The sequence below is a fragment of the Sphingomonas sp. SRS2 genome (genome assembly GCF_000971055.1).
Taxonomy (GTDB): Bacteria; Pseudomonadota; Alphaproteobacteria; order Sphingomonadales; family Sphingomonadaceae; genus Rhizorhabdus.
The window spans coordinates 1-25,107 of record NZ_LARW01000088.1; the positions used below are offsets into that span (position 1 = coordinate 1).

Genomic DNA, 25,107 nt, shown 5'->3' on the forward strand with positions numbered 1-25,107 from the left:
TTCTTCTGCAAACTCAAAGAGTTCAAGCGCATCGCCATGCGCGCCTGCAAAACCGATCTAAGCTTCTCCGCAATGATCTACCTCGCCGCAGCCGTCATCAACTCGCGATGAATCCCCACAACCCCTAGAGTTTGTTTCACTTACGTGGAAGCGGTACCGGCCCAGCCTCCGCCGGGGCGACGCGTAAACTCAAAAATCCGGCTTCTCATAATGTTCGGGCGGGCCGACGAGCTCCATCCGGTCGGACAGGATGAGGCGCAGCGAGCGGCGCGACTTCATCCCCGAATACCATTGCTTGGTTTCCTCATGACCGCGCCAGTCGATCCCGCCCAGATAGTCTGCGACCGAGATATGCGCGGCGCAGGCGAGATCGGCGAGGCTAAGCAGCGGCCCACCGATCCAGCGGCGACTCCCGACAAGATAATCAACATAATCAAGATGATCGTTGACGGCTTTCATAGCCTGACGAAGGATTCCCGCGTCGGGCGGCGCGCGATGGACGATCCGTTTCAGCGCCCGCTCATAGAGCAGCGGTCCGACAACATCGGCGTAGAACTTCTCATCGAAATAGGCGACCAGACGCCTTATCTCGCCGCGCGCCGCGGCATTACCGGGAAGCATCGGCACCGGTTCGACCGTCTCCTCGATATATTCGGAGATCGCGCAGCTGTGAATCAGCGTGGTGCCGACCGCCGGATCGACCAGCACCGGGGTCTGCCCGACCGGATTGAGATCGAGGAACTCGTCCCGCCGCAACCAGGGCGACTCGCGCACCAGGTCATAGGCAATGCCCTTCTCCTCCATCTGGAGCCGGACTTTGCGGGAAAAGGGACAAAGCGGAAATTGATAAAGCTGCCACATCGTGGCGGCGACCCTATCGGCATGCGCTACCTATGTCAGCAGGGTGAAATGCAGAACACTCGCTTCCCCGCTGACCTTTTTTTAACCCCCTCCCGGGCAGGGAGGGGGATATAGGTCACTCCGCCGCGACGATCTCATTCTCCACGTCGCTTAGTGGATAATCGAGCCGGTTGACCATTTCCTTCGGGCAGACCTGCCAGATACGCTGCCGCCAGCGATCCCAGTCGTCGAGGACACTATGGGCCCATTTGCTGTCGGTGCGCTCGGCATGCTCGGCGATCAGCGCCTTGCAGCGCGTTTCCCACCGGACCGATGCGAAACGCTGCCAGATGATGCTCTCGGGATTGGCGTTCTGGTCGAAATCGCCATCCTCATCGAGGATGAACGCCATCCCGCCGGTCATGCCCGCGCCGAAATTGGCGCCGACCCGGCCCAGGATCACCGCGATGCCGCCGGTCATATATTCGCAGCCATTGGCGCCGCAGCCTTCGACCACCACGGTCGCGCCGGAGTTGCGGACGGCGAAGCGTTCCCCCGCCTGCCCCGCCGCGAACAGTTTGCCCGAGGTAGCGCCGTACAGGACGGTGTTGCCGATGATCGTGTTCGACTTGGTCTCCAGCGGCGACGACACCATCGGGCGCACCGCGATGATCGCCCCGGACAGGCCCTTGCCGACATAATCGTTGGCGTCGCCGAACACCTCGAGCGTGATGCCCTTGACCGCAAAGGCCCCCAACGACTGGCCGGCCGATCCGCGCAGCCGGATATGGACGTGCCCATCGGCGAGCGAGGACATGCCGAACCGCTGGGTGATCTCCGCCGAGAACCGCGTACCGACCGCACGGTGGGTGTTCCGCACCGTATAGGTCAGCTGCATCTTTTCGCGCCGGTCGAACACCGCCCTGGCGTCCTCGATCATCTGCGCGTCGAGGCTGTCGGGCACCTCGTTGCGGAACGTATCGATGTTGAAGCGGCGCTTGTTCGCGGGCGCGTCGACTTTGGCGAGCACCGGGTTGAGATCGAGGTCGTCGAGATGCTCGGCGCCGCGGCTGACCTGACGGAGCAGTTCGGTGCGGCCGATGATGTCGTCAAGCGACCGCACGCCGAGCTTTGCCAGTATCTCGCGCACCTCTTCCGCGATGAAGGTCATCAGGTTGATCACCTTCTCAGGCGTGCCGACGAATTTCTTGCGCAGCGCCTCGTCCTGCGTGCAGACGCCCACCGGGCAGGTGTTCGAATGGCATTGGCGCACCATGATGCAGCCCATCGCCACCAGTGACAACGTGCCGATGCCGAACTCCTCCGCACCGAGGATCGCAGCGATGACGATGTCGCGCCCGGTCTTGAGCCCGCCGTCGGTGCGCAGCTTGACCCGGTGGCGCAGACCGTTGAGCGTCAGCACCTGATTGGTCTCGCTGAGGCCCATCTCCCATGGCGTGCCGGCATATTTGACCGACGTCTGCGGCGAAGCGCCGGTACCGCCGACGTGGCCCGCGACCAGGATCACGTCCGCATGCGCCTTCGCGACGCCCGCCGCGACGGTGCCAATACCCGCCGAGCTGACCAGCTTCACGCACACCCGCGCGCGCGGATTGATCTGCTTGAGGTCGTAGATCAGCTGGGCCAGATCTTCGATCGAATAGATGTCGTGATGCGGCGGTGGCGATATCAGCATCACCCCGGGGGTCGAGTGCCGCAGTTTGGCGATCATCTCCGTGACCTTGAAACCGGGAAGCTGGCCGCCCTCGCCTGGCTTGGCGCCCTGCGCGACCTTGATCTCCAGCTCCTCGGCCGCGCCGAGATATTCGGCGGTGACGCCGAAGCGGCCCGATGCGACCTGCTTGATCACCGAATTGGCGTTGTCGCCATTAGCATAAGGCGTGTAGCGGCTCCGGTCCTCGCCGCCTTCGCCCGACACCGCCTTGGCGCCGATGCGGTTCATCGCGATCGCCAGTGTCTCATGTGCTTCCGGGCTCAGCGCGCCGAGCGACATGCCCGGCGTCACGAAACGCTTGCGGATTTCGGTGATCGGCTCGACCGAGTCGATCGCGATCCCCTCCCGCGCCCAGTTGAACTCGAGCAGGTCGCGCAGATAGATCGGCGGCAGGTCACGGACCCCGCGCGAGAATTGCAGATAAGTCGAATAGCTGTCGGTTGCGACCGAGCTCTGCAGCAGATGCATCAGCTGCGCCGAATAGGCATGTGCCTCTCCGCCCGCCCGCTGGCGGTAGAAGCCGCCAACCGGCAGTGCGATGACGACATCGTCGAACGCCGCCTCGTGCCGGTTGAGCAGGTTGATCTGCAGCGAATTATAGCCCTCGCCGGATATCTTGGCCGGCATGCCGGGGAAGAAGTCGTTGACCAGGGCCCGGCTGAGCCCGACCGCCTCGAAATTATAGCCGCCGCGATAGCTGGAGATCACCGCGATCCCCATCTTCGACATGATCTTGAGCAGACCGTCGTCGATCGCCTTGCGATGCCGCTTCAGGCAGTCGGCCAGGCCGAGATCGCCGAACAGGCCGCGCGCATGCCGATCGGCAATCGCCGCTTCCGCCAGATAGGCGTTCACCGTGGTCGCGCCGACGCCGATCAGCACCGCATAATAATGGGTGTCGAGACATTCGGACGAACGCACGTTGACCGATGCGTAGGAGCGCAGCCCCTTGCGCACGAGATGGGTGTGCACCGCCGCCGCCGCCAGCACCATCGCGATCGCCGCGCGATCGGGCCCGACATGCTCGTCGGTCAGGAACAGCTCGGCCTTGCCCTCGCGCACCGCGGTCTCGGCTTCGGCGCGGACGCGGGTGATCGCCTGGCGCAGCGCGTCGGGGCCGCCAAGGACGTCGAAGGTGCAGTCGATCTCGGCCGCCTGCGCGCCGAAATGCGTCTGGAGCGCGTGCCAGTCACGGCAATGGAGTACCGGGCTTTCGAGCACCAGCACGTCAGCCTGCTGCAACTCGTTGTCGAGGATATTGGCCAGATTCCCGAAGCGGGTCTTGAGGCTCATCACCCGCGTTTCGCGCAACGAGTCGATCGGCGGATTCGTGACCTGGCTGAAATTCTGCCGGAAGAAATGGCTGATCAGCCGGGGCCTGTCCGAAATCACCGCGAGCGGCGTATCGTCGCCCATCGAGCCGATCGCCTCCTTGGCCTCCTCGACCTGCGGGCTGAGGATCAGCTCCATATCCTCCAGCGTCTGCCCCGCCGCGACCTGGCGGCGCAGCAGTTCCGGCCGCGACCAGCGCGGGATCATATCCTCCGCGGGCGTGGGCAGATCCTTGAGCGTGCGGAAGTCCTTGACCCATTCGCCATAAGGCTTCTCGCTCGCGATCTTGTCCTTGATCTCGGCATCGCCATAGAGGCGGCCTTCCTCAAGATCGATCGCGATCATCTGGCCCGGGCCCATCCGCCCCTTGGCGATGATCGTGCTTTCGGGAACGACGACCATGCCGGTCTCCGATCCCACGATCAGCAGGTTGTCGGCCGTGCGCGTGGTGCGCAGCGGACGCAGCGCATTGCGGTCCACGCCTGCCACGACCCAGCGGCCGTCGGTCATCGCGAGTGCGGCGGGGCCGTCCCACGGCTCCATCACCGACCCGAAATAGCTGTACATCGCACGGCGCGCCTCGGGCACGTCATGGCTGTTCTGCCATGCCTCGGGCACCAGCATCAGCTTCGCGGTCGGCGCATCGCGGCCCGATCGGCAGATCGTCTCGAAAACGGCGTCGAGCGCGGCGGTATCCGAAGCGCCGGCGGGAATCAGCGGCTTGATCTCGTCCGAATGCTCGCCAAAGGCGAGCGAAGCCATCTTGATCTCGTGGCTCTTCATCCAGTTCTTGTTGCCGCGGATCGTGTTGATCTCGCCATTATGGGCAAGCGCGCGGAAAGGTTGCGCCAGCCACCATTGCGGGAAGGTGTTGGTCGAATAGCGCTGATGGAAGATCGCGACGCGGCTGACGAAGCGCTCGTCCTTCAGGTCGGGATAGAAGACCGACAGCTCCTCGGCGAGGAACAGCCCCTTGTAGATGATCGAGCGCGCCGACAGCGAGCAGATATAGAAGCCCTGTATCTGCGCCTCGATGACCTTGCGCTCGATGCGGCGGCGGATCAGGTACAGGTTCTTCTCGAACTCCTCGAGGCTCATCTCGTCGGGCATCGGCCCCGCGATCATGATCTGCTCGATCTCGGGGCGGGTGAGCAGAGCCTTCTCGCCGATTACCGAGACATCGACCGGCACCTGCCGCCAGCCATAGATGGTGTAGCCGAAATCGATGATCTCGCTCTCGACGATGGTGCGGCAGTTCTCCTGCGCGCTCAGATCGGTACGCGGCAGAAAGACCATGCCGACCGCAAGCCGGTTCGGCCGGGGCTTGTGGCCGGCATATTCGATCGCATCGTCGAAGAAGCGTACCGGCAGGTCGACATGGATGCCCGCGCCGTCACCGGTCTTGCCGTCCGCGTCGACCGCGCCGCGATGCCACACCGCCTTCAGCGCATCGATCGCCGCCGCGACGACGCGGCGCGACGGCTTGCCGTCGGTCGCCGCCACCAGGCCGACTCCACAGGCATCGCCTTCCATTTCTGGGTGATACATGCCGTCGCGAGCGAGGCGTTCACGCTCGGAGGCCATCCATGCAGGGTCGCCCTTGATCTGCTCGCTGATCTTGCGGGGATCGTTGCTCATTTCCGCTCACCTTCGGTCCGCCGCAGGTCGGCAACGAAATCCGCGATCCGTTCCTGCATTCCTTCGAGAGATTTCATCATCATCGCCCGCTGCGCCGCCTGCACATCAGGGTCGCTCATCATAGTCGCTGATTGCGCGACATAGGCGCGACCGCTGGGTGTCCGGAAAAAAGCGCTGATGTCCGCGAGCTGCTCTGTCGAGAAACGCCGCGCATAGGCCCGCGCCATCGCATCCAGCAGGCTCGGAAGGCTTGCCTTGGTCAACGCGATGGACGCCTCCATCTGACTATCGACAAAGCGTTCCAAAACCTGCTGAGCGCCCAGCTTTTTCGCAAGCAGGCTCTTCAAGTCCGGCGACTGGCTGAATGCTTCTCGAACATTCGCTACAGTGGGTCGCACTATCGCGTCGATCATCGCATCCCGTTGACCGGGCGGCATGACCTGCTCGACAATCTGCTGGGCGACAGCCAGGCGCGCCGGATCGACATCCGACTGGGCATGGGCCGGAGCGGCAACAACCAGCGCAGCGGCGATGATGATGGCGCGCATCATGCCGCCACCTTCTCGGCCTTCGCCTTTGTCTTCAGATAAAGATGCATCCGATCGGCCACGTCGCGGCCATCGCGGATCGCCCAGACGACGAGGCTCGCGCCGCGAACGATATCGCCGGCCGCGAACACGCCGTCGACCGAGGTCTGCATCGTCTTATGATCGACGCGCAACGTACCCCAGCGGGTCACCGACAGTTCGGAGCTGCCGAACGCGCCCGGCAGGTCCTCGGGATCGAAGCCGAGCGCCTTGATGACCAGATCGGCGTCGAGGCGGAACTCGCTGCCCGGGTCGGCTTCGGGGGTGCGGCGGCCAGAAACATCGGGTTCGCCAAGCCGCATTTTGATCGCGCGGACCCCGCTGACGACATCGCCGCCGTCGAAAGCCTCGGGTGCGGACAGCCAGACGAACTCGACGCCCTCTTCCTCGGCATTCTTCGTCTCGCGCTGCGATCCGGGCATGTTGGCGCGGTCGCGGCGATAGAGGCACTTCACCGATGCCGCGCCCTGGCGGATCGCCGTGCGCACGCAATCCATCGCGGTGTCGCCGCCGCCGATCACCACGACATGCTTGCCCTGCGCATCGAGGCCGCCATCGTCGAACGCCGGCACGGCGTCTCCGAACCCCTTGCGGTTCGACGCCGTCAGATAATCGAGCGCCTCGACGACGCCGGAAGCGCCGACGCCCGGCGCCTTGATCGCGCGCGGCTTATAAACGCCCGTGGCGATCAGGACCGCATCATGCTTCTCGCGCAGCTCGGCGAGCGAGGCATCGCGGCCGACCTCGAAACCCTGATGAAAGACAATGCCCGCATCGATCAGCCGCTGGACACGGCGCATCACGATCGGCTTTTCGAGCTTGAAGCCGGGGATGCCATAGGTCAGCAGCCCGCCTGCCCGGTCATGCCGGTCGTAGACATGAACCTCATAGCCGCGCGCGCGCATCAGTTCGGCGGTGGTCAACCCGGCAGGACCCGCGCCGATGACACCGACCGACTGGCCGCGCGCTGGGCCGACCTGAACCGGCTCGACCCAGCCATTCTCCCAGGCGGTGTCGGTGATGTACTTCTCGACCGATCCGATCGTGACCGCGCCATGGCCCGAAAACTCGATGACGCAATTGCCTTCGCATAACCGGTCCTGCGGGCAGATGCGGCCGCAGATCTCGGGCATGGTCGAGGTGGCGTTGGACAGCTCATAAGCCTCGCGCAGCCGCCCTTCGGTGGTGAGGCGCAGCCAGTCGGGAATATGGTTGTGGAGCGGACAGTGCGTCGAGCAATAGGGCACGCCACATTGCGAACAGCGCGAAGCCTGCTCCTCGGCATTGTCGTCCGCATAGAGCGGCGAAATCTCGTCGAAATCGGAGACGCGCGCGTCGGGTGCGCGCTTCGGCGGATAGGCCTGTCCCACCTTCACGAATTTGAGCATCGGCTCGTTAGCCATCGACCTGTCCCCGCCACAGCCCACGCCCCTCAGCAGCGGGACGCGTGGAACGGCCCGCCGATGACAGCATCGGCTTTCCTCAAAAGCGTTTAAGGTCTTGGGCGCCGACGGCTGTCGACTATCGGCAATCCGCCGGACGACCATGACCATCAGCCGCCATTCTCATGAAAAGTGGCCCGAGTCACGCTTTTTTCACATATTAAGGCAGCATTGCTTACCTATTTTCTGTGGAAATCTAGCACTACGCCCGCCGCCTCCGCGGCATGGCGGAAGTTAATGGCCGTATCGGACCTATTAAATCATCAGCCATATCAATGCGATGGAGCCGACGATGATGCGGTACCAAGCGAAGGGCGCGAAGCCGTGGCGTGTTACGACATTGAGGAACCAGCGGATGACAAGCATCGCCACGATGAACGATATGACGAAGCCGATTGCAATCGCGGTGGCCTGCGCATCCCCCAGCTCGTTCCGCGCCTTCCAAAGCGCCAGCGCAGTTGCCCCCATCATCGTCGGAATGGCGAGGAAGAAACTATATTCGGCGGCGGTGCGGCGTTCGACGCCAAGGGTGAGCGCCCCCATGATCGTCGCGCCGGAGCGGCTGACCCCGGGTATCATCGACAGGCACTGGATCATGCCGATGCCGAGCGTGGTCTTCACGCTCATCCCCTCGACGCTGTCGCAGGTCGGGGTGCGCACTGTGCGCTCGATGACGAGGATGGCCACGCCGCCCAGGATCAGCGCCACCGCGACGATGATCGGCGCGTTGAGCATCGCCTTGATCGCGCCATAGGCGACTGCGCCGATCACGGCCGACGGCAGGAACCCGATCAGCACGTTGCGGGTGAAGCGGATTGCTTGAGGATCGCGCCGGAACAGGCCGGCGATCACGTCGAGGAAGCGCTGGCGATAGAGCACCACCACAGCGAGGATCGCTCCGAGCTGGATGACGATGTCGAACGTCTCCGTGCCTTGGGGCACCCGCATCACCTCGCCCGCCAGGATGAGATGGCCGGTCGAGGACACCGGGATGAATTCGGTCAGCCCCTCGACAATGCCGAGCAGGACTATCGACAGCAGCGACATCTCCATGACGCGTCAGGCAGCAGGCTTGGTGGTCGTGGCGAAGCGGCCGTTGGGGCGGTACTGCACCAGCCAACCGGGTGCGACCGCCTCCATCGGCGTAGGCGCTATACCGAACGCCTCGATCCCCTTGGCGCCCGGCGAAACGACATTGTCCTTCTGAAGCATAAGCCACTGGTCGCGGGTGATCGGCGCGCCCGGCACCATGCCCATCAGCGTGGCAAGGATCGCGCCGGCGAAATCGGGCACGGGCACGAAATTGGGTTCGCGTCCGGTCGCCTTGGCCAGCCATTCGTTGAGGCCAGCCATCGTCACGACCTCCGGGCCGCCCAATTCATAGGTCTGGCCGCCATGCACGGCTGGGCTCGTCGCCGCGGCCGCGATCGCGCGGGCTACATCGGCCACCCACACCGGCTGGAATTTCACCCCGCCGCGCAGCACCGGCACGAACGGCATCGCCTGCATCGCGGCGAAACGGTTGAGGAAGCCGTCCTCCTGCCCGAACACCACCGAAGGCCGAATGATCGTCGCTTCGGGAAAGGCCGCGCGCACGGCGGCCTCGCCCTCGCCCTTGCTGCGGCCGTAGGCGGACGGCGATTCGGGGTCGGCGCCGATCGCGGAGATATGGACGAGCGTATCGGCCCCTGCCGCCCGCGCCGCCGCCGCGACGTTGCCCGCGCCCTTGCGCTGGATCGCGTCGAAATCGCCCTTCAAAATGCCAACAAGGTTGATCACCGCATCCGCGCCTTCGACGGCATGGGCGATGCTGGCGGGCTTGGTGACGCTGGCTGGAACGAACTGGATCTGGCCGAGGCCGCCGAGCGGTTTCAGGAACCAGGCGTCGGACGGATCGCGCTCGGCTATCCGGACGCGGGCGCCGGCCTTGAGCAGCTCCTGCGCGACATAACGGCCCAGAAAACCACCACCGCCGAACAGCGTGATAAGACGGCTCATCGTCATATTCCCTTGATGATCAGATTTTCCCCGCATTGCCCTGCACGGAAGCTGTTGACAAGGCACAAGCAGCGCCGCTATCCGCCCGGCCTCCGCTCCGGATGCCCAGGTGGTGGAATTGGTAGACGCGCTGGCTTCAGGTGCCAGTGGCCGCAAGGCCGTGGAGGTTCGAGTCCTCTCCTGGGCACCATATCCCCTTGAAAAACAAGGATTTTTCCGGGGGTTTGGCACAGTTTGGCACACTGACCCCCTCGGGGGATGCCATAGGCCGTTTCAAAATTGCGATGAACGGTGCGCGTTAGAAGACGGCCGACTACCGGATGTGCCGAGGACGGCCGCCCCGCAGGCCTGGGGGATCGCTACTGACCCGCGCCCATTCACGCGCGACCTCCGGCAGCCATCTGGGGCGAGCGAGGGCTGCAACTCGCGGCGGCAGTTTGGCCGGACATTGTGACACCATCCGGCAGATAGTGCTTTCCGAATAGCCAAGGAATTTTGACAATTCTCTCGGGGTCCAGAGCCGATCATCCTCCATTGTGAGCATTTTCTGTTTGCCATCCCGCACGCGCGGGGCAGCAGCAGCGGCCGATCTCGCGCTGTCTCCTCATGTCCCCGCCTCCGTGCTCTTGCGGGCTTTGGCGAACGCGCGATCACTGGTGAGAAAGGATTCGAGCATGGCCGGTATCAGGTCGGCTAACTCCGCCTTGTCGGCATAGGCCCGGTTATAGAGAGCAGCATAATCCGCCAGCGCATGGGCAAGGTCGGGCGTGACGGTGATGCCGATCTTCACCGGCGTACGGTCGGGCAGCTTGGCGAGTTTGAGCATGGCGGCGTCTCCTGTCAGCGCCCGCGCCATTCCCGAAGGACCAGATCATGGTGAACGATCACGCGAAGCGGCCATCCGGGACGGACGGTTATGGTGGGCTGGATGTTGAGGTTCTTCGTCACGATCTGCTGGCCCGCCTGATTGGCGGACTGCTGGGTTGACTGACGGAGCGCCCGCACAAGGTCGCTTTCGTCATTGCCGATCGACAATTCGGTGCCGACGCCCAGCAGGGTCGATAGCATCACGCCCTTGAGCAGACGCCAGGTGTGGTAATCCACCTTGTCGGACAGCCCAGCGTAGCCAGCGGCATCGGTCGCGGGCAGATTGTCGATCTGGATGGAACTGCCATCGGGCAGGATGATCCGCTGCCACACCAGCAAGGCGCGGCTCTGCCCGAACGCCACCACGCTGTCATAGCTGCCGATCAGCCGCGAACCTTGCGGGATAAGCAGGGTGCGGCCGGTCACGGTATCAAAGACATTCTCCGTCACCTGCGCCACGACCATGCCAGGAAGATCGGAGTTAAGTCCCGTCAGGAGGCTGCCGGCGATCACGCTGCCTGCCATCACCTGATGCGGCGATGCCGGGGTCTGGAGCGCATGGGCGTTGTAGATCCCGCCCGATGCCGATTGCCCGGTAAAATCCAGCTTGCGTTGTTGATTGCTCGGGTCGGTGTCCGGGTTCAGCGCCAGCCGGTCCGCCTGTGCCGGTTCGACGGCGGGCGTTGCGCTGGTCGCCATCTCGGCGGCCGCACCTGCAACAGCACTTGCTGCGCGCCCCGAGGATTGCACAATGACGCCCGCCTCGCGGGCCTGTGCCGCCTGCGCGGCGATCCGCTGGCGCTCGGCTTCGGCCGCCTGTTCCTCCGGGGTCGTGGCAGGCGGCATGGCGGAGCCACCAGGCATGACGCCGCCCGCCTCAAGCTGCCGCTGCCTGTCAAGAATGGGCCTGCCAAGATCGCCGGGGAGCGGCGGCCCCAGGATCGGGACGCCCGGCGCGACCTCGCCATAAGTGCCGGGCAGGTTCATCACCTGATCGGCGGGTGTGTGGCGCTCGGTAATCGCCTTGTCGCTCGCTTCGACAAGCCGAAGCGTTTTCGGCCCCAGCGCCATCCACGCGACGCCGGCGATGGCAAGCGACCCGGCCGCCGCGCCGCCGATGATGACGCCGCGCTTGAACCGGACCACGCGGCGGGGTGCGGCGCGCAGGGTGAGCGCCTCGGGGGGCGCTTTACGCGGTGGCGCAGTGGGCGCGACATCCGGCGCTGCCGGATCAGGCGCGGCGGGAGCGGCGGGCGGAATCGGTTCAACGGGCGGCACGGTCATTTCCGTGACCTCCCGTCCGTCCTGCTGATCCGCACGACCTGCTGCGGCTTCTCGCCAAGGCGCAGTTCGGCCGCCGCGAACAGACGATCGACGATATAGTGATTGCCGCTGACGCGGTAGTTGACCAACTGAGTGTCGCCCAGCGGGCCGACAACGAACAGTGGCGGCGCCTCGCCCTGATCGAGCCGCGCAGGAAACTCGATATAGACCTTGGCGCCATCATCCCATGCCCGGATCGGTCGCCACGGCGGGCTGTCGCCGGTGATCTCGTAGCGGAAGCGCAGATTGGTGAGCGCTATATTCTCCGCGACCGGCCGCGCCTGTTCGGCGTCCCGGTTCTGGCGGCGAAGCGCCACGAGCCGGTCCTGCGGATAGGTCCAGCTAATCGCGGCCATCGCCGTGCGGTCGGTGCTTTCGAGCGCGAGGTGATAGGCGCGACGGTCGGTCGTGATGACCATATTTGTCGTCAGCCCGGCTGCGAAGGGCTTCACCAAGACATGCACGCGGGCCTGATCTCCCGCGCCGCTGGTCGTGTCGCCTATGATCCAACGGACGGTATCGCCAGCGGACACCGCCACCAGCTTTTCGCCGGGCTGCAAGGCAATGTCGCTCACCCGTTCCGGGGCGGTATAAAGGCGATACAGCGCCCCGTCGGTCCAGGGATAGACCTGCACGGCGTTGATGTAGCCCGCACTGGACGGCTCGCGCGTGGCGGCCCGGTTGGCGGCTTCGATGCGCGCGGCCGGTTCCCGCGTCTCACCTTTCACCGATGGCGGCGGCATCAGTTGGCCGGGAAGCGGTAGCGGCACGGGCTGTTCCACTATCTCAACCGGCCGGGCCGGCTCTGCCTGCTGTGTCGCGGACCGGAAGTCGGCCGCGTCATAGGCGATCGTTGGCGGTGGGGTCTTCCCCGCGCAGGCGGTCAGCGCCAGTGCGGAAGCAGACAGTATGATGGTCCGGATCATTGGCCGGGTTCTCCTTCATTGGTCGGACTGGCGGGTGTCGCTGGAATTGGTGCGGCGTTAGTGGCCGGAACGGCGGCGACGGACGGCGTCGGAACAGCAGACGGCACCTGCGGCACGGCGGTCGCTGGCAAAGGTTGCTGCTGGCGCTGGCCTTGCGGCCCGGATGACGTGGGCTGGCCTTCCAGTTCGCGCGCCCAGTCAATGGCGTTGACAAACAGGCCCAGCGGGTTCTTGCGGAGCGCATCGGCCGTTTTCGGCGGCCGGAGCATCATGGTCAGCATGGCGGTCCAGCGTTCAGTTTTCGCGAGACTGCCGCGCTCGAAAATGCTCTCGGTCCATTTGACCTGAAAGCTGCTGTCGGACGCGCGGACCACGCTCGTCACCTGCACCGAGACGCTGCGCTGGCCGATCGCTGCGAACGGATCGTTGCTGCGCGCATATTCGTTGAGGAACAGTGCGGCCCGGTCGGTGGCGAAGTCGTAGGCGTCGAGCCAGTTGCGCTTCACCAACACCGGGTCAGTCGAAACGGAACGGACATTGGAGATGAAGCGGCCCAGGTGCCATGCGATCTGGCCGTCGGTGGGCTGGTAGTTCTGGATCGCGGGCGCGACGCTGCGCGCCTCGCCCAGCCGGTCCACCTCGACCACATAGGGGGCGACACGGCTTTGCATCGACTGCCAGACATTGGAGCTGATCAGCACGCCGGTAAGTCCAAGGCATCCGAAGGCGACAAGTCGCCAGTTGCGGGCCTGCACACGGGCGGAGCCAATGCGCTCGTCCCATAGCTGGCCGGCGCGCTGATAGGGTGTTTCCGGTTCGGGCGTTCGCCCATAACGCTGGATGGATCGCTTGAAGATCATGGAATATTACTCCTTCTGGCTAAGGTCGGGATTGGCGGCGCCGCCCGGACGATCTCCGTCCTTGATCGTCTGCATCGCCATGTGGCGCTGATGCCGGGCGGTCTGCTGCGCGCGCAGGCTCTGCGCCCACGCAGGCGTGGAATCGGATGCGGCGCTGGCAGAAGCAGTGGCAGGTGCGGGTGAAGTGCGACCCGCATTCCATGCGGCCTGCTGGCCACGTTCAGCGCTCGCACGAATAGGACCGGCGATGCGGGATGCCGCGGCTTTCATCCCCCGCGATGTGGCGCCACCAGCGGCAGTCGCCATGCCGCCAAGACCTGCGCCGATGCTGGCGCTGCCGGACGTTTCCTGACCGAGCCGGTAGGACGCCTGCGCCGCTGATCCCATCGCGGTGCCGGCCTTGATCGCACCCATGCCGCCTCGCCCGGCCGCCATCGCGCCGCGCGCACCCAGCATGGCCGCGCCGCCGGTCGCAAGGGCAGCGCCCGCGACCGTGCCGACTGCTGCACCTGCGCCAAGCTGCGGTGCGCCGGAGACAAGGCCGGACGCGATGCCGGGACCGAAGATGCCAAGGCCGAACAGGGTGAGCGCGCCCATCAGCAGGCTGAGCGCTTCGGCGATCTCCGGCTCGCTGCCGACAAGGGCGGTCAGTTCGCCGAACAGATTGGTGCCGATGCCGATGATGACGGCGAGGACCATGACCTTGATGCCGGATGACACGATATTGCCGAGCACGCGCTCGGCCAGGAAGCTGGTCTTGTTCCATAGCGCGAACGGCACGAGCACGAACCCGGCGAGCGCGGTCAGCTTGAACTCCAGGATCGTGATGAAAAGCTGGATGGCGAGGATGAAGAAGGCCAGCACCACCAGCAGCCAGCAGATGAGTAGCACCGCGATGCTGAGGAAATTGCCGAAGAACTCCGGGAACCCCGACATCTCCGTCACCTGATCGAGCAGCGGATGCGCGGCGGTGAAGCCGGTGCCGGCGATCGCGCCGGGATGCATCAGATCGTCGGCCGATACGCCCCCGCCGCCCGCTGTGATGCCGAGGCCCGAAAAACTCTGAAAGATGATGTCGGCCAGCGTGCTGAAATTGCCGATGATGAAAGCGAAGGCCCCGACATAGAGCGTCTTCTTGATGAGCTTGCCCAGCACATCCTGGTCATTGTCCATCGCCCACCACAGCGCGGCCAGCGTCACGTCGATGCCGATCAGGACGGTGGTGAGGAACGCGACATCGCCGGACAGCAGACCAAAGCCGCTGTCGATGTAGCTGATGAACGCTTCGAGGAAGCTGTCGATGATATTGAGGTCGGGGTTCATGGTCACCGCGGGCACTTTCCATGCGCTGTGCCTCCGGGAAGCACACCGAGCGCCACCTGTTTGGCTTCGCGTTCCGCATCTGCGCGCAACTCGGGGGCGAGCTCCAGTGTGCTTTTTCCCGCTTCGGCAGTGTCGGGCATCGCGGAGATCATCGCGGAGATCGTCGTTTCATCGAACCCGCGGTCTTCAAGGAGCTTGCGGATCGAGGCAGGATTCTGGGCAGCAGCCGATTCCGTGAGCCGCCTCCCAATCATGCCTTCGAGCATCCACTCGAGCGCGCGTTCCCCACCGCCCGCCTGCTCGATGCGGATCAGGATTTCCCGTCGGGGCGGATTGATCATGCTGATCCCGCGCGGCTTGAAGACGTTGCCCGACCGGTGGACCGTGAACGAAAGCGCCCCTCCTAGGGCACAGTCACAAGACGCTCCGAATCCCCGGTTGAGAAACGTGCCAGGCGGACACTCTGGACAATAGAAAACCAGTTCTGCAGCCGAAGCAGTGCCAGGAAAGCGCACTGCTCGTTGCTTATGCTGCGGACATTTCGCGACGTATGGCGTTTTGATCGCTCCGCAAGCGTCGTGGTATCCTACGAAGGGAAGCTGGCCGCGCCGCGCTGTGGCGCCACACTTACATTTCCCCATGGCGTCGTCGTGGAGCCGCTTGCAGCGCTGGCACATGAATAACCGTGGGAAGGGTTCGCAGTAGACGCCTTCCTCGCGGTTCAAGGCGTGGACGCGCACGGGCCGATGCGCCAGTAAGTCATCGACGAAGCCACCGTCCTGGCTAGGGTTCGCCTCTTTCCAGGGATAGGCGGCCCGGATCAGTTCCTCGCGGAGCGCTCCGGTGTCGATGGCATTGACAGTTTTCGGGTCGTTCCAGCGTTTGACTTTCCAGATGCCACCGCCTGCGTCGACGGTCTGCTCCGGAAGGTGACCGAACAATATCTGCGAACCGCTCCTGAACTCCTTCATAAAGTGCTGTTCCCCTTCAAGGGCGCCTGCTCCTCCACATCGCGCAGCGAGGTCATCGGCGCCCCGGTCGGCGACGCGTCCGAGGGAAACCGGGCGTCCGCCGGAGGTTCGCGTAGGTTGCGCGCGAAACCATCAAACCAGGCATGCAACTGCGCGCGCATGAACTCGTCATGCTCATCGATCCCGATGTCTGTCGCGATCGACCTCTCATCGTCGGCGAGCATATCGGGATTCGCTTGGGTATATCGATTGAGATCCCGGATCATCGTGATGCGACCGTTGGAGGCAGGCTCGTGGATCAAATTGATCCTTGCCATCTCGAGACCGGATATCGTCCTCTCCAGCACCCTCCGGCTCTTTCGGGTGATAGGGATCGGCTCGACGAACCGGTCGCCATGCGACACGAATTGGCGATCGAACTGAAGCAGGAAAAGAGCGCCTACGGCATCCCGCGCTTCAAGGTGGCGCTGACGCGCAATCCGGCCGCTGGTGTCGGTGATGTGCTGAGCGAAGGCGAGCATCTCGCTGTCGGCGATCCACATGGCGGAGCCCTCGCCGCAGCGGACGCCGGTGCTCTTCCAGGCCGGCAGTTCGGATCGTGGCCGCCGCTTCGGGGCGACCCATGCCGAGTGCATCTATCTCAACGCGACGACGATCGGGGAGACCGCGCGGCTGGTCGCGTCAACGCGGGCGCTGGCTGTCGCGGCAGGTCGCGACCCGCAGCACATCAAGTTCATGCCGCGGATCATCCCGGTCGTCGGGGAGACGGAAAAGGCGGCTGCGGCGAAATATCACGACTTCGTCGATGCGTGCGATCCCGAAGCCGCGCTGATCGTCCTCCAGCAATGGGCCGGCATCGATCTTCGCGGCAGCGATCCCGATGACAGCGTCGATTTCGAGACGCTCGAACTGACCAGCAGCAACAGCCAGCATACCGGCGATTTCCTGCGCCGGATCGCGCGCGATGGTCAGCGCTTCACCGTCAAGGATCTGCTGCGCTCCTATGCGTTCGGTGGTGCGGGCAATGTCGTGTCCGGAACGCCGGCCCAGATCGTCGACCGCATGGAAAGCTATGTCGATGGCGCGGATGTCGACGGGTTCAACATCGCCTATATGATCCGCAGCAAGAGCGTCGACGAGTTCATCGAGCTGGTCGTTCCCGAACTGCGCCGCCGGGGCCGCCTGTCGCCCCCGGCCGGCCCCACCCTGCGCGAGCGGCTCTTCGGCGAGGGCGCCGTCCTGCCTGCCGATCATCCCGGGCATGCGGCTCAGCCCTTGCCCCCGTCCACCCATCTCGAACCGGCGGCACACACATGGCCACTGTGATCGCCCGCCCCCGTGCCACACTGTCCGCCTTCGCCTTCCCGATCGCGTCGGCGCTGCTGTTCTTCCTCCTGTGGCAGACCGGCGCCCTGCTGCTCGGGAGCGACCTGCTGCCCGGGCCGGTCGATGCGATCGGCGCGATGATCTCCTCGCACGACGAGGGCTATCTCTGGTCCGATGTCGGCGTCACCGCGCTGCGCGTGCTGGGCGCGTTCCTCATCGCCTTCCTCATCGCGATCGTGGCGGGGACGCTGTTCGGCCTGTCGGATTTCGCCGCGCGTCTGCTCGGCGGTTGGGTCACGGTGGCGGCATCGATCCCGTCGCTCGTCTGCGTGGTCGTCGTCTATCTGATCTTCGGCATCAACGACTATTCGGCGATGATCGGCGCGGCGCTCGTCGTGGCGCCTTCGATGATCGACACCATCTGGCACGGTGTCCGCTCGATCAATCCCGAACTGACCGAAATGGCGCGCGCCTTCCGGATGCCCCGTGCGGTTCAGCTCCGTCAGGTGCTGGCGCCGCAGGCCGCGCCCTTCCTGTTCGCCGCTGCGCGCAGCGGCCTGGCATCGGTCTGGCGGCTGATGATCTTCGTCGAGCTGATCGGCCGGTCGTCCGGCGTCGGCTACCGCATCCAGTTCTTCTACAGCCTTGCCGACATGCCCCGCGTGTTGGGCAGCGCCCTGCCCTTCGTCATCCTGATGCTGCTGTTCGAGATTTTCGTCGTGCGCGGCATCGAACGCTGGGCCTTCAAATGGCAACGAAGGGAAATGCAATGACCGCGCGCCTGTCCTTCACGAAGCTTTCGCGCAGCTTCGCCGAAAGCCGCGACGAACGCGCCGTGCTCGAGGATATCGAGCTGGTGCTCGAACCCGGCAGCTTCACCGCGCTGGTCGGGCCGAGCGGCTCCGGCAAGTCGACGCTGCTGCACATCGCCGCGGGGCTCGACACCGGCTTTGATGGCCAGTTCAGGCTCGATCCGCCGCAGGCCACCCTCGCCTATATGTTCCAGCAGCCTCGGCTCCTGCCGTGGAAGAACGCGCGGGACAATGTGGCGCTGGTGCTCGAGGTCCGTGGCGTCCCGCGCGCGCAGGCCGCCGAACAGGCCTCCGAAATCCTGCGCCGCGTCGGCCTCGGCACCGCGCTCGACGTGCTGCCCCAGCAACTGTCGGGCGGCATGCAGCAGCGCGTCGCGCTCGCCCGCGCGCTCGTCATCGAACCCGATGTCCTGCTGATGGACGAGCCCTTCTCCGCCCTCGACGAGCTCACCGCCGCGCATCTGCGCCGCGAACTGCTCGATCTCTGGATCGAGACCAAGCGCACCGTGCTGATGGTGACCCACAATATCGGCGAAGCCTGCGAGCTCGCCGATCGCATCCTCGTGCTCAGCAATCGGCCCGGCCGGGTCATCGCCGACTTCAAGGTCGATCTGCCGCGGCCGCGGCGGCGCTCCGATCCGGGTCTCGGCCGGCTCTCCGAACAGGTCCTGGCCGCCGTCGAACCGAGCCTCGCGGCGCCGGTGCGGAGCAACGCGGCATGACCTCCCTGCGCTTGCCCCACGGCATCTATCCCTATCTCGTCTCCCCCACCGACGATGAGGGCCGGATCGACACCGCCGTGCTCGCGCGCCTCGTCGACGATCTGATCCATGCCGGGGTCGATGGTCTCACCCCGCTCGGCAGCACCGGCGAGGTCATCTATCTAACCCAGGAACAACGACGCCAGGTCGTCGAGACCACGCTCGAAGCCGCGGCCGGGCGCGTTCCGGTCGTCCCCGGCGTGGCCGCCTTCTCGATCGAGGATGGCGTCCAGCAGGCCCGCACCTGGCAGGATCTCGGTGCGGCCGGCATCGTCGTGATGCGCCAGAACGGCTTCGCCACCTCGGAGGAGGGCGCGCTCACCTATTTCGAGCGGATCGCCGATGCTGTGTCAATCCCGGTGGTGCTCTACACCAACCCCGCCCTGCTCGGCACCGACTTCACCACCGCCGGCCTGCTTCGCCTCGCCGAGCGGCCCAATATCCGCTATATCAAGGATGCGACCGGCGACACCGGCCGGATCCTCAGCCTGCTCAATCATGTCGGCGACAAGCTCGAGATATTCAGCGCCTCGGCGCATATCCCGGCGATCGTCTTCCTGCTCGGCGGCGTCGGCTGGATGGCGGGGCCGGCCTGCGTCATCCCGCGCGCCGCGAAGAAGCTGCGCGATCTGGTCCTCGCCGGCGATATCGACGCGGCGCTCGAATTGCAGCGCACGCTCTGGCCGATCAACGAGGCCTTCCGCAAATATCCGCTCGCCGCCTGCATCAAGACCGCCCTCAAGCTGCGCGGCTATGCGGTCGGCAGCCCGATCGCGCCGCAGCAGCCGCTTGGCGCAGATGCCGAGCGCGAAATCGAACAGGCTCTCGCGGCGGCCGATGCGGCAGTGGCGCCATGAGCGGCTCGGTGCTGATCGACAAGCTGCGCGACGCGCTGCCGTCGGACCGGATCGCGACCGGGGCGAGCGAAGTCGCTGCCCTCACCCGCGATCAGAGCTGGCTTTCTCCCTCCCTCGCCGATGCGCGCAAGCAGCGGCTGTCGGCCGAGGGCGCCCAGCTTGGGCTGCAGGCCGCCGTCGCTCCGCGCAGCATCGACGAGCTGGCCGCCGCCGTTTCAGTGGCCGCGCTCGAACGGACGCCAATCACCCTGCGTGGCGCCGGCACCTCCAATTTCGGCCTCATCGATCCCAGCGCGGGTGGCCTGCTCTTCGACCTGCGCAACCTGGCGGGCGATGTCGTGGCCGGTGACGGCTTCGTCCGATCCCCCGCGAGCGCGATCCTGGGCGATCTAGAGCGCGCCGCCCGGTCGCATGGCGCCGAGGTGCCGATCCTGACCACGACCTATGCCACCGCCACCGTCGGCGGCTGGATCGCCGGCGGCCATGTCGGCCTCGGCAGCAGCACCAATGGCGCGGTGTGGGACGGCATCGTCCGCGCGGCGACGCTGATGACGGTCGAGGAAAGCCCGCGCCTGCTGAAGCTGTCCGCCAAAGCCGCCGAGCCGCTGTTCCACACCTTCGGCGTCGCGGGCATACTGGTCGAGGTCGAACTGGCAACGCCGCGACAGCGTTCGTGGGTTGAGGTGGTGGGCAGCTTCCCGAGCTTCGACCATGCCAGCGCCTTCACCACCGAAATCTCACGCGACGCCCGCTTCGTCCACCGCGTCGTGGCGGCGCAGGAGGCGGCGGCAAGCCAGGGTCTGCGTGTGTTGGCCGACATCATCGGCACCGGGGCCAGTGTCCTCGCCATCCTCGATGACGAGCAGTTCGACGACGCGCACCAGATCGCGACGCGGCATGGCGGGCGACTGGTGCGCTGGCAGCCCTGGGCGCTGGAGGAGCCATCCCGCCCGTCGATCGCCGCACTGGTCTATGGGCACCGCATGTACTGGGTGAAGCGTATGTATCCGGACGCCGCCTTCCTGCACATCTATCCCGATCCGCACGATCCCGACCACGACCTGCGCGCGCTGAAGCAGCGCTTCGGCGACGCGCTGCTCATCGAGAACAAATATATCCGCTCGCCCTGGATGGTCCGCGCCCTGGGCTTCGACGGCGCCGAGACGCTGCCCGCGACGGTCGCCGCGATCCGCGCCGATCCCGGGATCGGCGCGCTCATCGCCCATTGCGACGAGGCCGGCATCGCCTATCAGAATCCGCATACGCACAGCATCGAGGAAAACGGCCTGTTCGGCGACGTCAGCCGGATCGTCGCCCTCAAGGCCGAGACCGATCCGTTCAATCTGATCCACCGCGGCCGGCTGGCGAGCGCGAGGACACGGGCATGACGATCGGACGGATCGACCATTTCGCGCTCGGCGTTTCCGACATCGAACAGGCGATCGCGCATTTCGAAAGCGTGGCGGGCCTCAAGCTCATCCGGCGCGGCACATTGGGGCGCACCGGTGGCGCGATGGCAATGATCGGCGACGGCACGGGCATGAAGATCGAGCTGGTGGAAACGCCGGACGCAACGACACCGACCCTGCTGCACATCGCCTTCCGGTCCGACGATGTCGCGAGCGATGCGATCGCGGTGGAGGGCAAGGCGGGGCTGTCGCTGCAACGCGGCCCGAACCCCCTGCCCGCCGCGTCGGCCCTGTCCGCGCTCTTCTCGCGTCCGGACGGCCTCGAAGTTCAGATCATCCAATATGAAGCGGACAGCCCCGACATCGTCGAGTGGGGTAGGGCCGCCGGCAAGGACAACCCGTGAAGACCATCCTCCGATCATTCGCCCTCTTCCTCGGCCTAGTCGCGCTTGCGAGCTGCGGCGGCAAGAAGGAGGTCGAGCCTGCCGGCGGCGCCATCCCGTTCCGGCTCGCGATCAGCCCTTCGTCGGGCCAAGGCGCGCTGCCCTATGTCATCGCCAAATTCCACCTCGACACAAAATATGGATTTGCGGTGGAGCAGGTCGATTTCGCCGCGCCCGGCCAGCAATATATGCTGGCGCGCACCGACGCCGCCGACGTGTTTCCCGGCAATTTCGCGGAGGTGCAACGTCAGCGCAAGGCCGGGATCGGCATCAAATCCTTCCGCGCCTTCGAATCCTACAGCAACCAGATCGTCGTTCCGGCCGGATCGGACATCAGGAGTTTCGCCGACATCAAGGGCCGCCGCTTCGGGCAGTTCGGCACGACCATGGTCGATTGGCTGATCCTCCGCGCAGCGGGCAAGCGCGCCTATGGCTTCGACATCGAAAAGGATGCGACCGCGATCGGCGGTGCGCCGCCGCTGCTCAACCAGATGCTCAGCCGCGGTTCGATCGATGCGGCGATCCAGTTCCGCTCGGTCGCGCTGTCGCCGGTGGCGACCGGCCAATTGCGTGTCGTCGGGGACATCCCGCAGCTCATCAAACAGGCCGGCTTCGATCCCAACGCCTATTATCTGCTCTGGAACGTCACCGACAAATGGCTGGAGCGCCATCCCGACCCGAACGCGATCCGCAAGCTCGATGCGATGTTCGCCGAAGCCTATCGCATCCTCGCGACCAACGATCAGGTGTGGGAGGAGATCGGCAAGCAGGTTGGCGTCAAGCCCGAGCTGATCCCCGCCTTCCGAGACGGGACGCGCAAGGCGGAGAACCCGCCCTATCGTCCGGAGCTGATCGCCGCGACCCAGCGGTTGCTCGACGCGATCGTCGCCACCACCGGGCCTGCCGCCGTCGGGGTCACCAGGGTCGATCCGGACGCGTTCCTCTTCCCTGCCGAGCCCGAAGGCTCGTCCAAATGACCGAGAGCGCAGCCTCGTTCGACGTCGTTGTCCTCGGTGCCGGGGCAGCCGGCGCCTGGGCAGCTTTCCACGCGGCGCAGGCCGGCGCGAAGGTCGCCGTCATCGCCAAGGGATTGGCGGGGCGCGCCGGCGCGACGGTATCGTCGGGCGGACGCATCGCGGTGTGCGGCGAGACGCTGGTCAACGAGCTCGGCCTCGATGCCGATGCCGGCGACACCAAGGCCAAATTCCTGCGCAACATCGTCGAAGCCGGGCGCGGTCTCGGCAATCGCGCTCTGGCCGAAGCGGTGGTCGAGGGTGTCGGCGCGGAACTCAGAATCTTGCTCGACGAGGGAGCCCAGTTCCCGGTGACGCCGGGCGGTGTCGGCCGCGGCCCCGGAAGCTCGGTGCGCACCCCCGGCCCCGACCTCCAGCGGCTGATCAATCGTCTGACGGTACGGGCGGGCGTGGTGTTCTGGGAGGATTTTCAGGCGGTCGAGCTGTTGCGCGATGACCATGGCGGCCTGGCCGGTGTCATCGGCGTCGATCGCAGTCAGGGGACGGTCGAGACGATCGCCGCAAGGGCGATCGTGATCGCCACCGGCGGCACCAGCTCGAACTGGCTCAAGCGCGACACGCCCGAAGATCTCGCTGGCGACGGCCACGCTATGGCGCTACAGGCCGGCGCCGAGTTGATCGATCCCGATTTCATGCAATTCCTGCCCTGCTGCGTGCTGAACCCGCAGCTTTATCGCGGACAACAGTTCACCTGGCGGCTGCTAGGGCCGCAAGGCGGGATCCATGCCTGGCTGCTCAACCGCAAGGGGGAGCGTTTCATGAAACGCTGGGCCCCGGAAGCGATGGAGTTCGCGCCGTCGGACGTCATATCGCTGGCCGTCGCCAGCGAAGTCGCCGAAGGCCGCGGCAGTCCCGGCGGCGGCGTCTACCTCTCCTGGGCGCACCTGCCTCGCACGCTGATCGAACATTTCGCGCTGTGGCATGAACAGGTCGGGCCCAACTGGAACTGGCAGGGCTACGAACTGAACGGCCTGATGGACATCATCTTCCGTGATGGCGCGATCGAAGTCGCCCCGGTCGCACATTGCAGCCTCGGCGGCATCCGCATCGACACCGCTGGCCGCACGCGCGTGCCCGGCCTTCTCGCCTGCGGGGAAGCCACCGGCGGACTGCATGGTGCCGACCGGCTGCAGGGCACTGCCCTGTCGCAGGCACTGGTCCAGGGCCGGGCGGCCGGCCTCTCCGCAGCGCTTCATGCCACCGATGTCCAGCCGCACTCGCCAGCGGGTAGCGAGAGTGCGCGCGCCAGGATCCTGGCGCCGTTGCGACGCGAGAAGGGCGTGGCGCCCTTTGAGATACGCGACAGGCTGATCGCGATAACCGATAATGTCCTCGGCCCCCGCCGGCTTACGGGAGAGCTGGACGAAGCATTATCGGCCGTCAGGACGATCCGATCCGACCAGCTTCCCCAGCTCGCCTGTCGGGTGGCGGATCCACGCTTCAACCGCGACTGGAACGACGCGCTCGATTGCGACAGCGCGTCGCTCGCGATCGAAGCGATGATCCTGGGAGCGCGCGCGCGTTCCGACGATGACAGCGCTGTCGGGGACAGCGGCTGGAACAGCGTCATATCCCTGCGTGACGGAGCGCTGGCGCTCGACCGTCGCAAGGTCGAGGCGGAGCCCGCATGATGCGCATCCGGATAAGGAGGGAGTTCGGTCAGGAGCCGACCATCTACGAGCTACCCGCGACGCTCGACGGCCAGGACTGGGCCAGTCTCAGCCTGTCGGCCGCCATGGCCTATGTCCAACGCCGCTATGATCCGAGCCTGGCCTACGCCTTGTCCTGTGGCCGCGGCTCCTGCAACATCTGCGTCGTGCGGATCGGCGACGAGGTGGTCACTGCCTGCACCACTCCGGTGACGGACGATGTGCTCATCGAGCCGGCTCGTCAGAAATTGCAGGTCAAAGACGTCATCGTCGATATGGGCTTGGTGAAGAAGGCTCGAATCGCACCGATCCGCGATCCTGCCGCCTTTCGGCTTAGCACCCCTTCGAATGCTAGCGTTGAAGAATTTAGCAGCGGTTGATCAATGATGCAGCCCTCGAGTTCTGGGCAAGCTACAAGAATGGATCGGCGAGAGGTTTAGCCCGCACGCGAACTCGGCGACCGATCAACGCGTGGCGTTTGTATAGCTTTGCCATGAGTTTGAAGACGCAATTTCCTCCCCTTAACATAAGCTTCGTTCTCGGTTCGCTCGTTCGATTCCGCGCCAAAATCCTTCCCATTGCCCCGTCTCTCCGTATGACGAAGGGGCAAACATGAGCGCGATTAGTGGGGAGGTCCGCCCTAACCGCTTCCCAGACCAGATATTCGACTTGCTTCCTTTCCGCAGTCGAGCAATCTGATCCCGCTCCCGCGACACTCGGGGGCGGGGCCTAGTAACCTCCTAGCAAAGCACCTCGGTCGAACCATTTCGGCCGGGTGGCATGCGCGCATGTCCAGCCCGCAAGGGTAAAGGCGCATGCGCTCTGTGCTTTGCCAGGGTTTACTAGCATTCTCTAGCTGAGGTCCCCGCTTCGGGGTGCGCGGCAATGCCGTCACGATAATCAGATCATGCCTTGGCCTTTCGAGCAAGGGCTGGGGTGATCTTCCCGGAGTGCAACAGTCTCTTCGGGGTCGT

The 25,107-nt window shown here is 65.3% G+C and carries 22 protein-coding genes, 1 tRNA gene and 1 pseudogene; 11 read left to right on the top strand and 13 right to left on the bottom strand.

Going from position 1 to position 25,107, the window contains the following annotated elements; genetic code table 11:
- Positions 1 to 111, top strand: a pseudogene (locus tag WP12_RS25835) (IS5/IS1182 family transposase); the annotation flags it as partial.
- 78 nt (positions 112 to 189) lie between these two features.
- Here the strand turns inward: WP12_RS25835 and WP12_RS11685 are convergent.
- The 6 genes from WP12_RS11685 to WP12_RS11710 all read right to left on the bottom strand — a co-directional run bounded on the left by WP12_RS11685 (position 190) and on the right by WP12_RS11710 (position 9,572).
- Positions 190 to 861 carry a glutathione S-transferase family protein gene (locus tag WP12_RS11685; protein WP_046193899.1) on the bottom strand — a complete coding sequence of 224 codons (672 nt, stop codon included), beginning with the start codon at positions 859 to 861 and terminating at the stop codon, positions 190 to 192.
- A 115-nt stretch (positions 862 to 976) separates the two neighbouring features.
- Positions 977 to 5,491 carry a glutamate synthase large subunit gene (gene gltB, locus WP12_RS11690; RefSeq protein ID WP_046193914.1) on the bottom strand — a complete coding sequence of 1,505 codons (4,515 nt, stop codon included), beginning with the start codon at positions 5,489 to 5,491 and terminating at the stop codon, positions 977 to 979.
- A 50-nt stretch (positions 5,492 to 5,541) separates the two neighbouring features.
- On the bottom strand, positions 5,542 to 6,096 hold the full coding sequence (locus tag WP12_RS11695; RefSeq protein ID WP_046193900.1) for a DUF2059 domain-containing protein: 555 nt from the start codon (positions 6,094 to 6,096) through the stop codon (positions 5,542 to 5,544).
- Positions 6,093 to 7,535 (bottom strand): NAD(P)-dependent oxidoreductase, encoded by a 1,443-nt coding sequence (locus WP12_RS11700; RefSeq protein ID WP_046193901.1) that lies wholly within the window; start codon positions 7,533 to 7,535, stop codon positions 6,093 to 6,095. Before WP12_RS11700 ends, WP12_RS11695 begins: the two co-directional genes overlap by 4 nt.
- A 294-nt stretch (positions 7,536 to 7,829) precedes the next feature.
- Positions 7,830 to 8,627 carry an undecaprenyl-diphosphate phosphatase gene (locus tag WP12_RS11705; RefSeq protein WP_046193902.1) on the bottom strand — a complete coding sequence of 266 codons (798 nt, stop codon included), beginning with the start codon at positions 8,625 to 8,627 and terminating at the stop codon, positions 7,830 to 7,832.
- Between the two features lie 6 nt (positions 8,628 to 8,633).
- A complete protein-coding gene (locus WP12_RS11710) occupies positions 8,634 to 9,572 on the bottom strand; it encodes a complex I NDUFA9 subunit family protein (protein ID WP_046193915.1) in 939 nt (312 codons plus the stop codon).
- Between the two features lie 103 nt (positions 9,573 to 9,675).
- On the opposite strand from WP12_RS11710, the gene WP12_RS11715 reads away from it, so the two are divergent.
- Positions 9,676 to 9,762: transfer RNA gene (locus tag WP12_RS11715), tRNA-Leu, on the top strand.
- Positions 9,763 to 10,176: 414 nt separating this feature from the next.
- Here WP12_RS11715 and WP12_RS11720 read toward each other — a convergent pair.
- From WP12_RS11720 to WP12_RS11750, 7 genes are read right to left on the bottom strand one after another with little or no spacing between them, the layout of a single operon-like run.
- On the bottom strand, positions 10,177 to 10,398 hold the full coding sequence (locus WP12_RS11720) for a DUF2274 domain-containing protein (RefSeq protein WP_046193916.1): 222 nt from the start codon (positions 10,396 to 10,398) through the stop codon (positions 10,177 to 10,179).
- A 14-nt stretch (positions 10,399 to 10,412) separates the two neighbouring features.
- A complete protein-coding gene (locus WP12_RS11725) occupies positions 10,413 to 11,723 on the bottom strand; it encodes a TrbI/VirB10 family protein (RefSeq protein WP_046193903.1) in 1,311 nt (436 codons plus the stop codon).
- The gene (gene trbG, locus WP12_RS11730) at positions 11,720 to 12,688 is read right to left on the bottom strand and encodes a P-type conjugative transfer protein TrbG (RefSeq protein WP_046193904.1); all 969 of its coding nucleotides are present in this window, start codon (positions 12,686 to 12,688) and stop codon (positions 11,720 to 11,722) included. Before trbG ends, WP12_RS11725 begins: the two co-directional genes overlap by 4 nt.
- Positions 12,685 to 13,548, bottom strand: coding sequence for a conjugal transfer protein TrbF (gene trbF, locus WP12_RS11735; protein ID WP_046193905.1), 864 nt, complete (start codon positions 13,546 to 13,548; stop codon positions 12,685 to 12,687). The genes trbG and trbF overlap by 4 nt, the downstream gene beginning before the upstream one ends.
- A gap of 6 nt (positions 13,549 to 13,554) precedes the next feature.
- The gene (gene trbL, locus WP12_RS11740) at positions 13,555 to 14,871 is read right to left on the bottom strand and encodes a P-type conjugative transfer protein TrbL (protein WP_046193906.1); all 1,317 of its coding nucleotides are present in this window, start codon (positions 14,869 to 14,871) and stop codon (positions 13,555 to 13,557) included.
- 2 nt (positions 14,872 to 14,873) lie between these two features.
- On the bottom strand, positions 14,874 to 15,842 hold the full coding sequence (locus WP12_RS25265; protein ID WP_160299214.1) for a hypothetical protein: 969 nt from the start codon (positions 15,840 to 15,842) through the stop codon (positions 14,874 to 14,876).
- Positions 15,839 to 16,384, bottom strand: a complete 546-nt coding sequence (locus tag WP12_RS11750) for a hypothetical protein (RefSeq protein WP_052730350.1) — start codon at positions 16,382 to 16,384, stop codon at positions 15,839 to 15,841. Before WP12_RS11750 ends, WP12_RS25265 begins: the two co-directional genes overlap by 4 nt.
- Here WP12_RS11750 and WP12_RS11755 point away from each other — a divergent pair.
- Genes WP12_RS11755 through WP12_RS11795 form a run of 9 tightly spaced genes read left to right on the top strand, consistent with a single transcriptional unit; the run spans position 16,383 to position 24,513 of the window.
- On the top strand, positions 16,383 to 17,168 hold the full coding sequence (locus WP12_RS11755; RefSeq protein ID WP_052730351.1) for an LLM class flavin-dependent oxidoreductase: 786 nt from the start codon (positions 16,383 to 16,385) through the stop codon (positions 17,166 to 17,168). The genes WP12_RS11750 and WP12_RS11755 overlap by 2 nt on opposite strands.
- A complete protein-coding gene (locus tag WP12_RS11760) occupies positions 17,156 to 17,941 on the top strand; it encodes an ABC transporter permease (protein WP_046193908.1) in 786 nt (261 codons plus the stop codon). The genes WP12_RS11755 and WP12_RS11760 overlap by 13 nt, the downstream gene beginning before the upstream one ends.
- Positions 17,938 to 18,702, top strand: coding sequence for an ABC transporter ATP-binding protein (locus WP12_RS11765; protein WP_084691116.1), 765 nt, complete (start codon positions 17,938 to 17,940; stop codon positions 18,700 to 18,702). The genes WP12_RS11760 and WP12_RS11765 overlap by 4 nt, the downstream gene beginning before the upstream one ends.
- The gene (locus WP12_RS11770) at positions 18,699 to 19,598 is read left to right on the top strand and encodes a dihydrodipicolinate synthase family protein (protein WP_046193909.1); all 900 of its coding nucleotides are present in this window, start codon (positions 18,699 to 18,701) and stop codon (positions 19,596 to 19,598) included. Before WP12_RS11765 ends, WP12_RS11770 begins: the two co-directional genes overlap by 4 nt.
- The gene (locus WP12_RS11775) at positions 19,595 to 20,986 is read left to right on the top strand and encodes an FAD-binding oxidoreductase (RefSeq protein WP_046193910.1); all 1,392 of its coding nucleotides are present in this window, start codon (positions 19,595 to 19,597) and stop codon (positions 20,984 to 20,986) included. Before WP12_RS11770 ends, WP12_RS11775 begins: the two co-directional genes overlap by 4 nt.
- On the top strand, positions 20,983 to 21,411 hold the full coding sequence (locus tag WP12_RS11780) for a VOC family protein (RefSeq protein ID WP_046193911.1): 429 nt from the start codon (positions 20,983 to 20,985) through the stop codon (positions 21,409 to 21,411). The genes WP12_RS11775 and WP12_RS11780 overlap by 4 nt, the downstream gene beginning before the upstream one ends.
- Positions 21,408 to 22,427, top strand: a complete 1,020-nt coding sequence (locus tag WP12_RS11785) for an ABC transporter substrate-binding protein (RefSeq protein WP_046193912.1) — start codon at positions 21,408 to 21,410, stop codon at positions 22,425 to 22,427. Before WP12_RS11780 ends, WP12_RS11785 begins: the two co-directional genes overlap by 4 nt.
- Positions 22,424 to 24,115 (top strand): FAD-dependent oxidoreductase, encoded by a 1,692-nt coding sequence (locus WP12_RS11790; RefSeq protein WP_046193913.1) that lies wholly within the window; start codon positions 22,424 to 22,426, stop codon positions 24,113 to 24,115. The genes WP12_RS11785 and WP12_RS11790 overlap by 4 nt, the downstream gene beginning before the upstream one ends.
- Positions 24,112 to 24,513, top strand: a complete 402-nt coding sequence (locus WP12_RS11795) for a 2Fe-2S iron-sulfur cluster-binding protein (protein WP_052730352.1) — start codon at positions 24,112 to 24,114, stop codon at positions 24,511 to 24,513. Before WP12_RS11790 ends, WP12_RS11795 begins: the two co-directional genes overlap by 4 nt.
- The last annotated feature ends 594 nt before the right edge of the window (positions 24,514 to 25,107 follow it).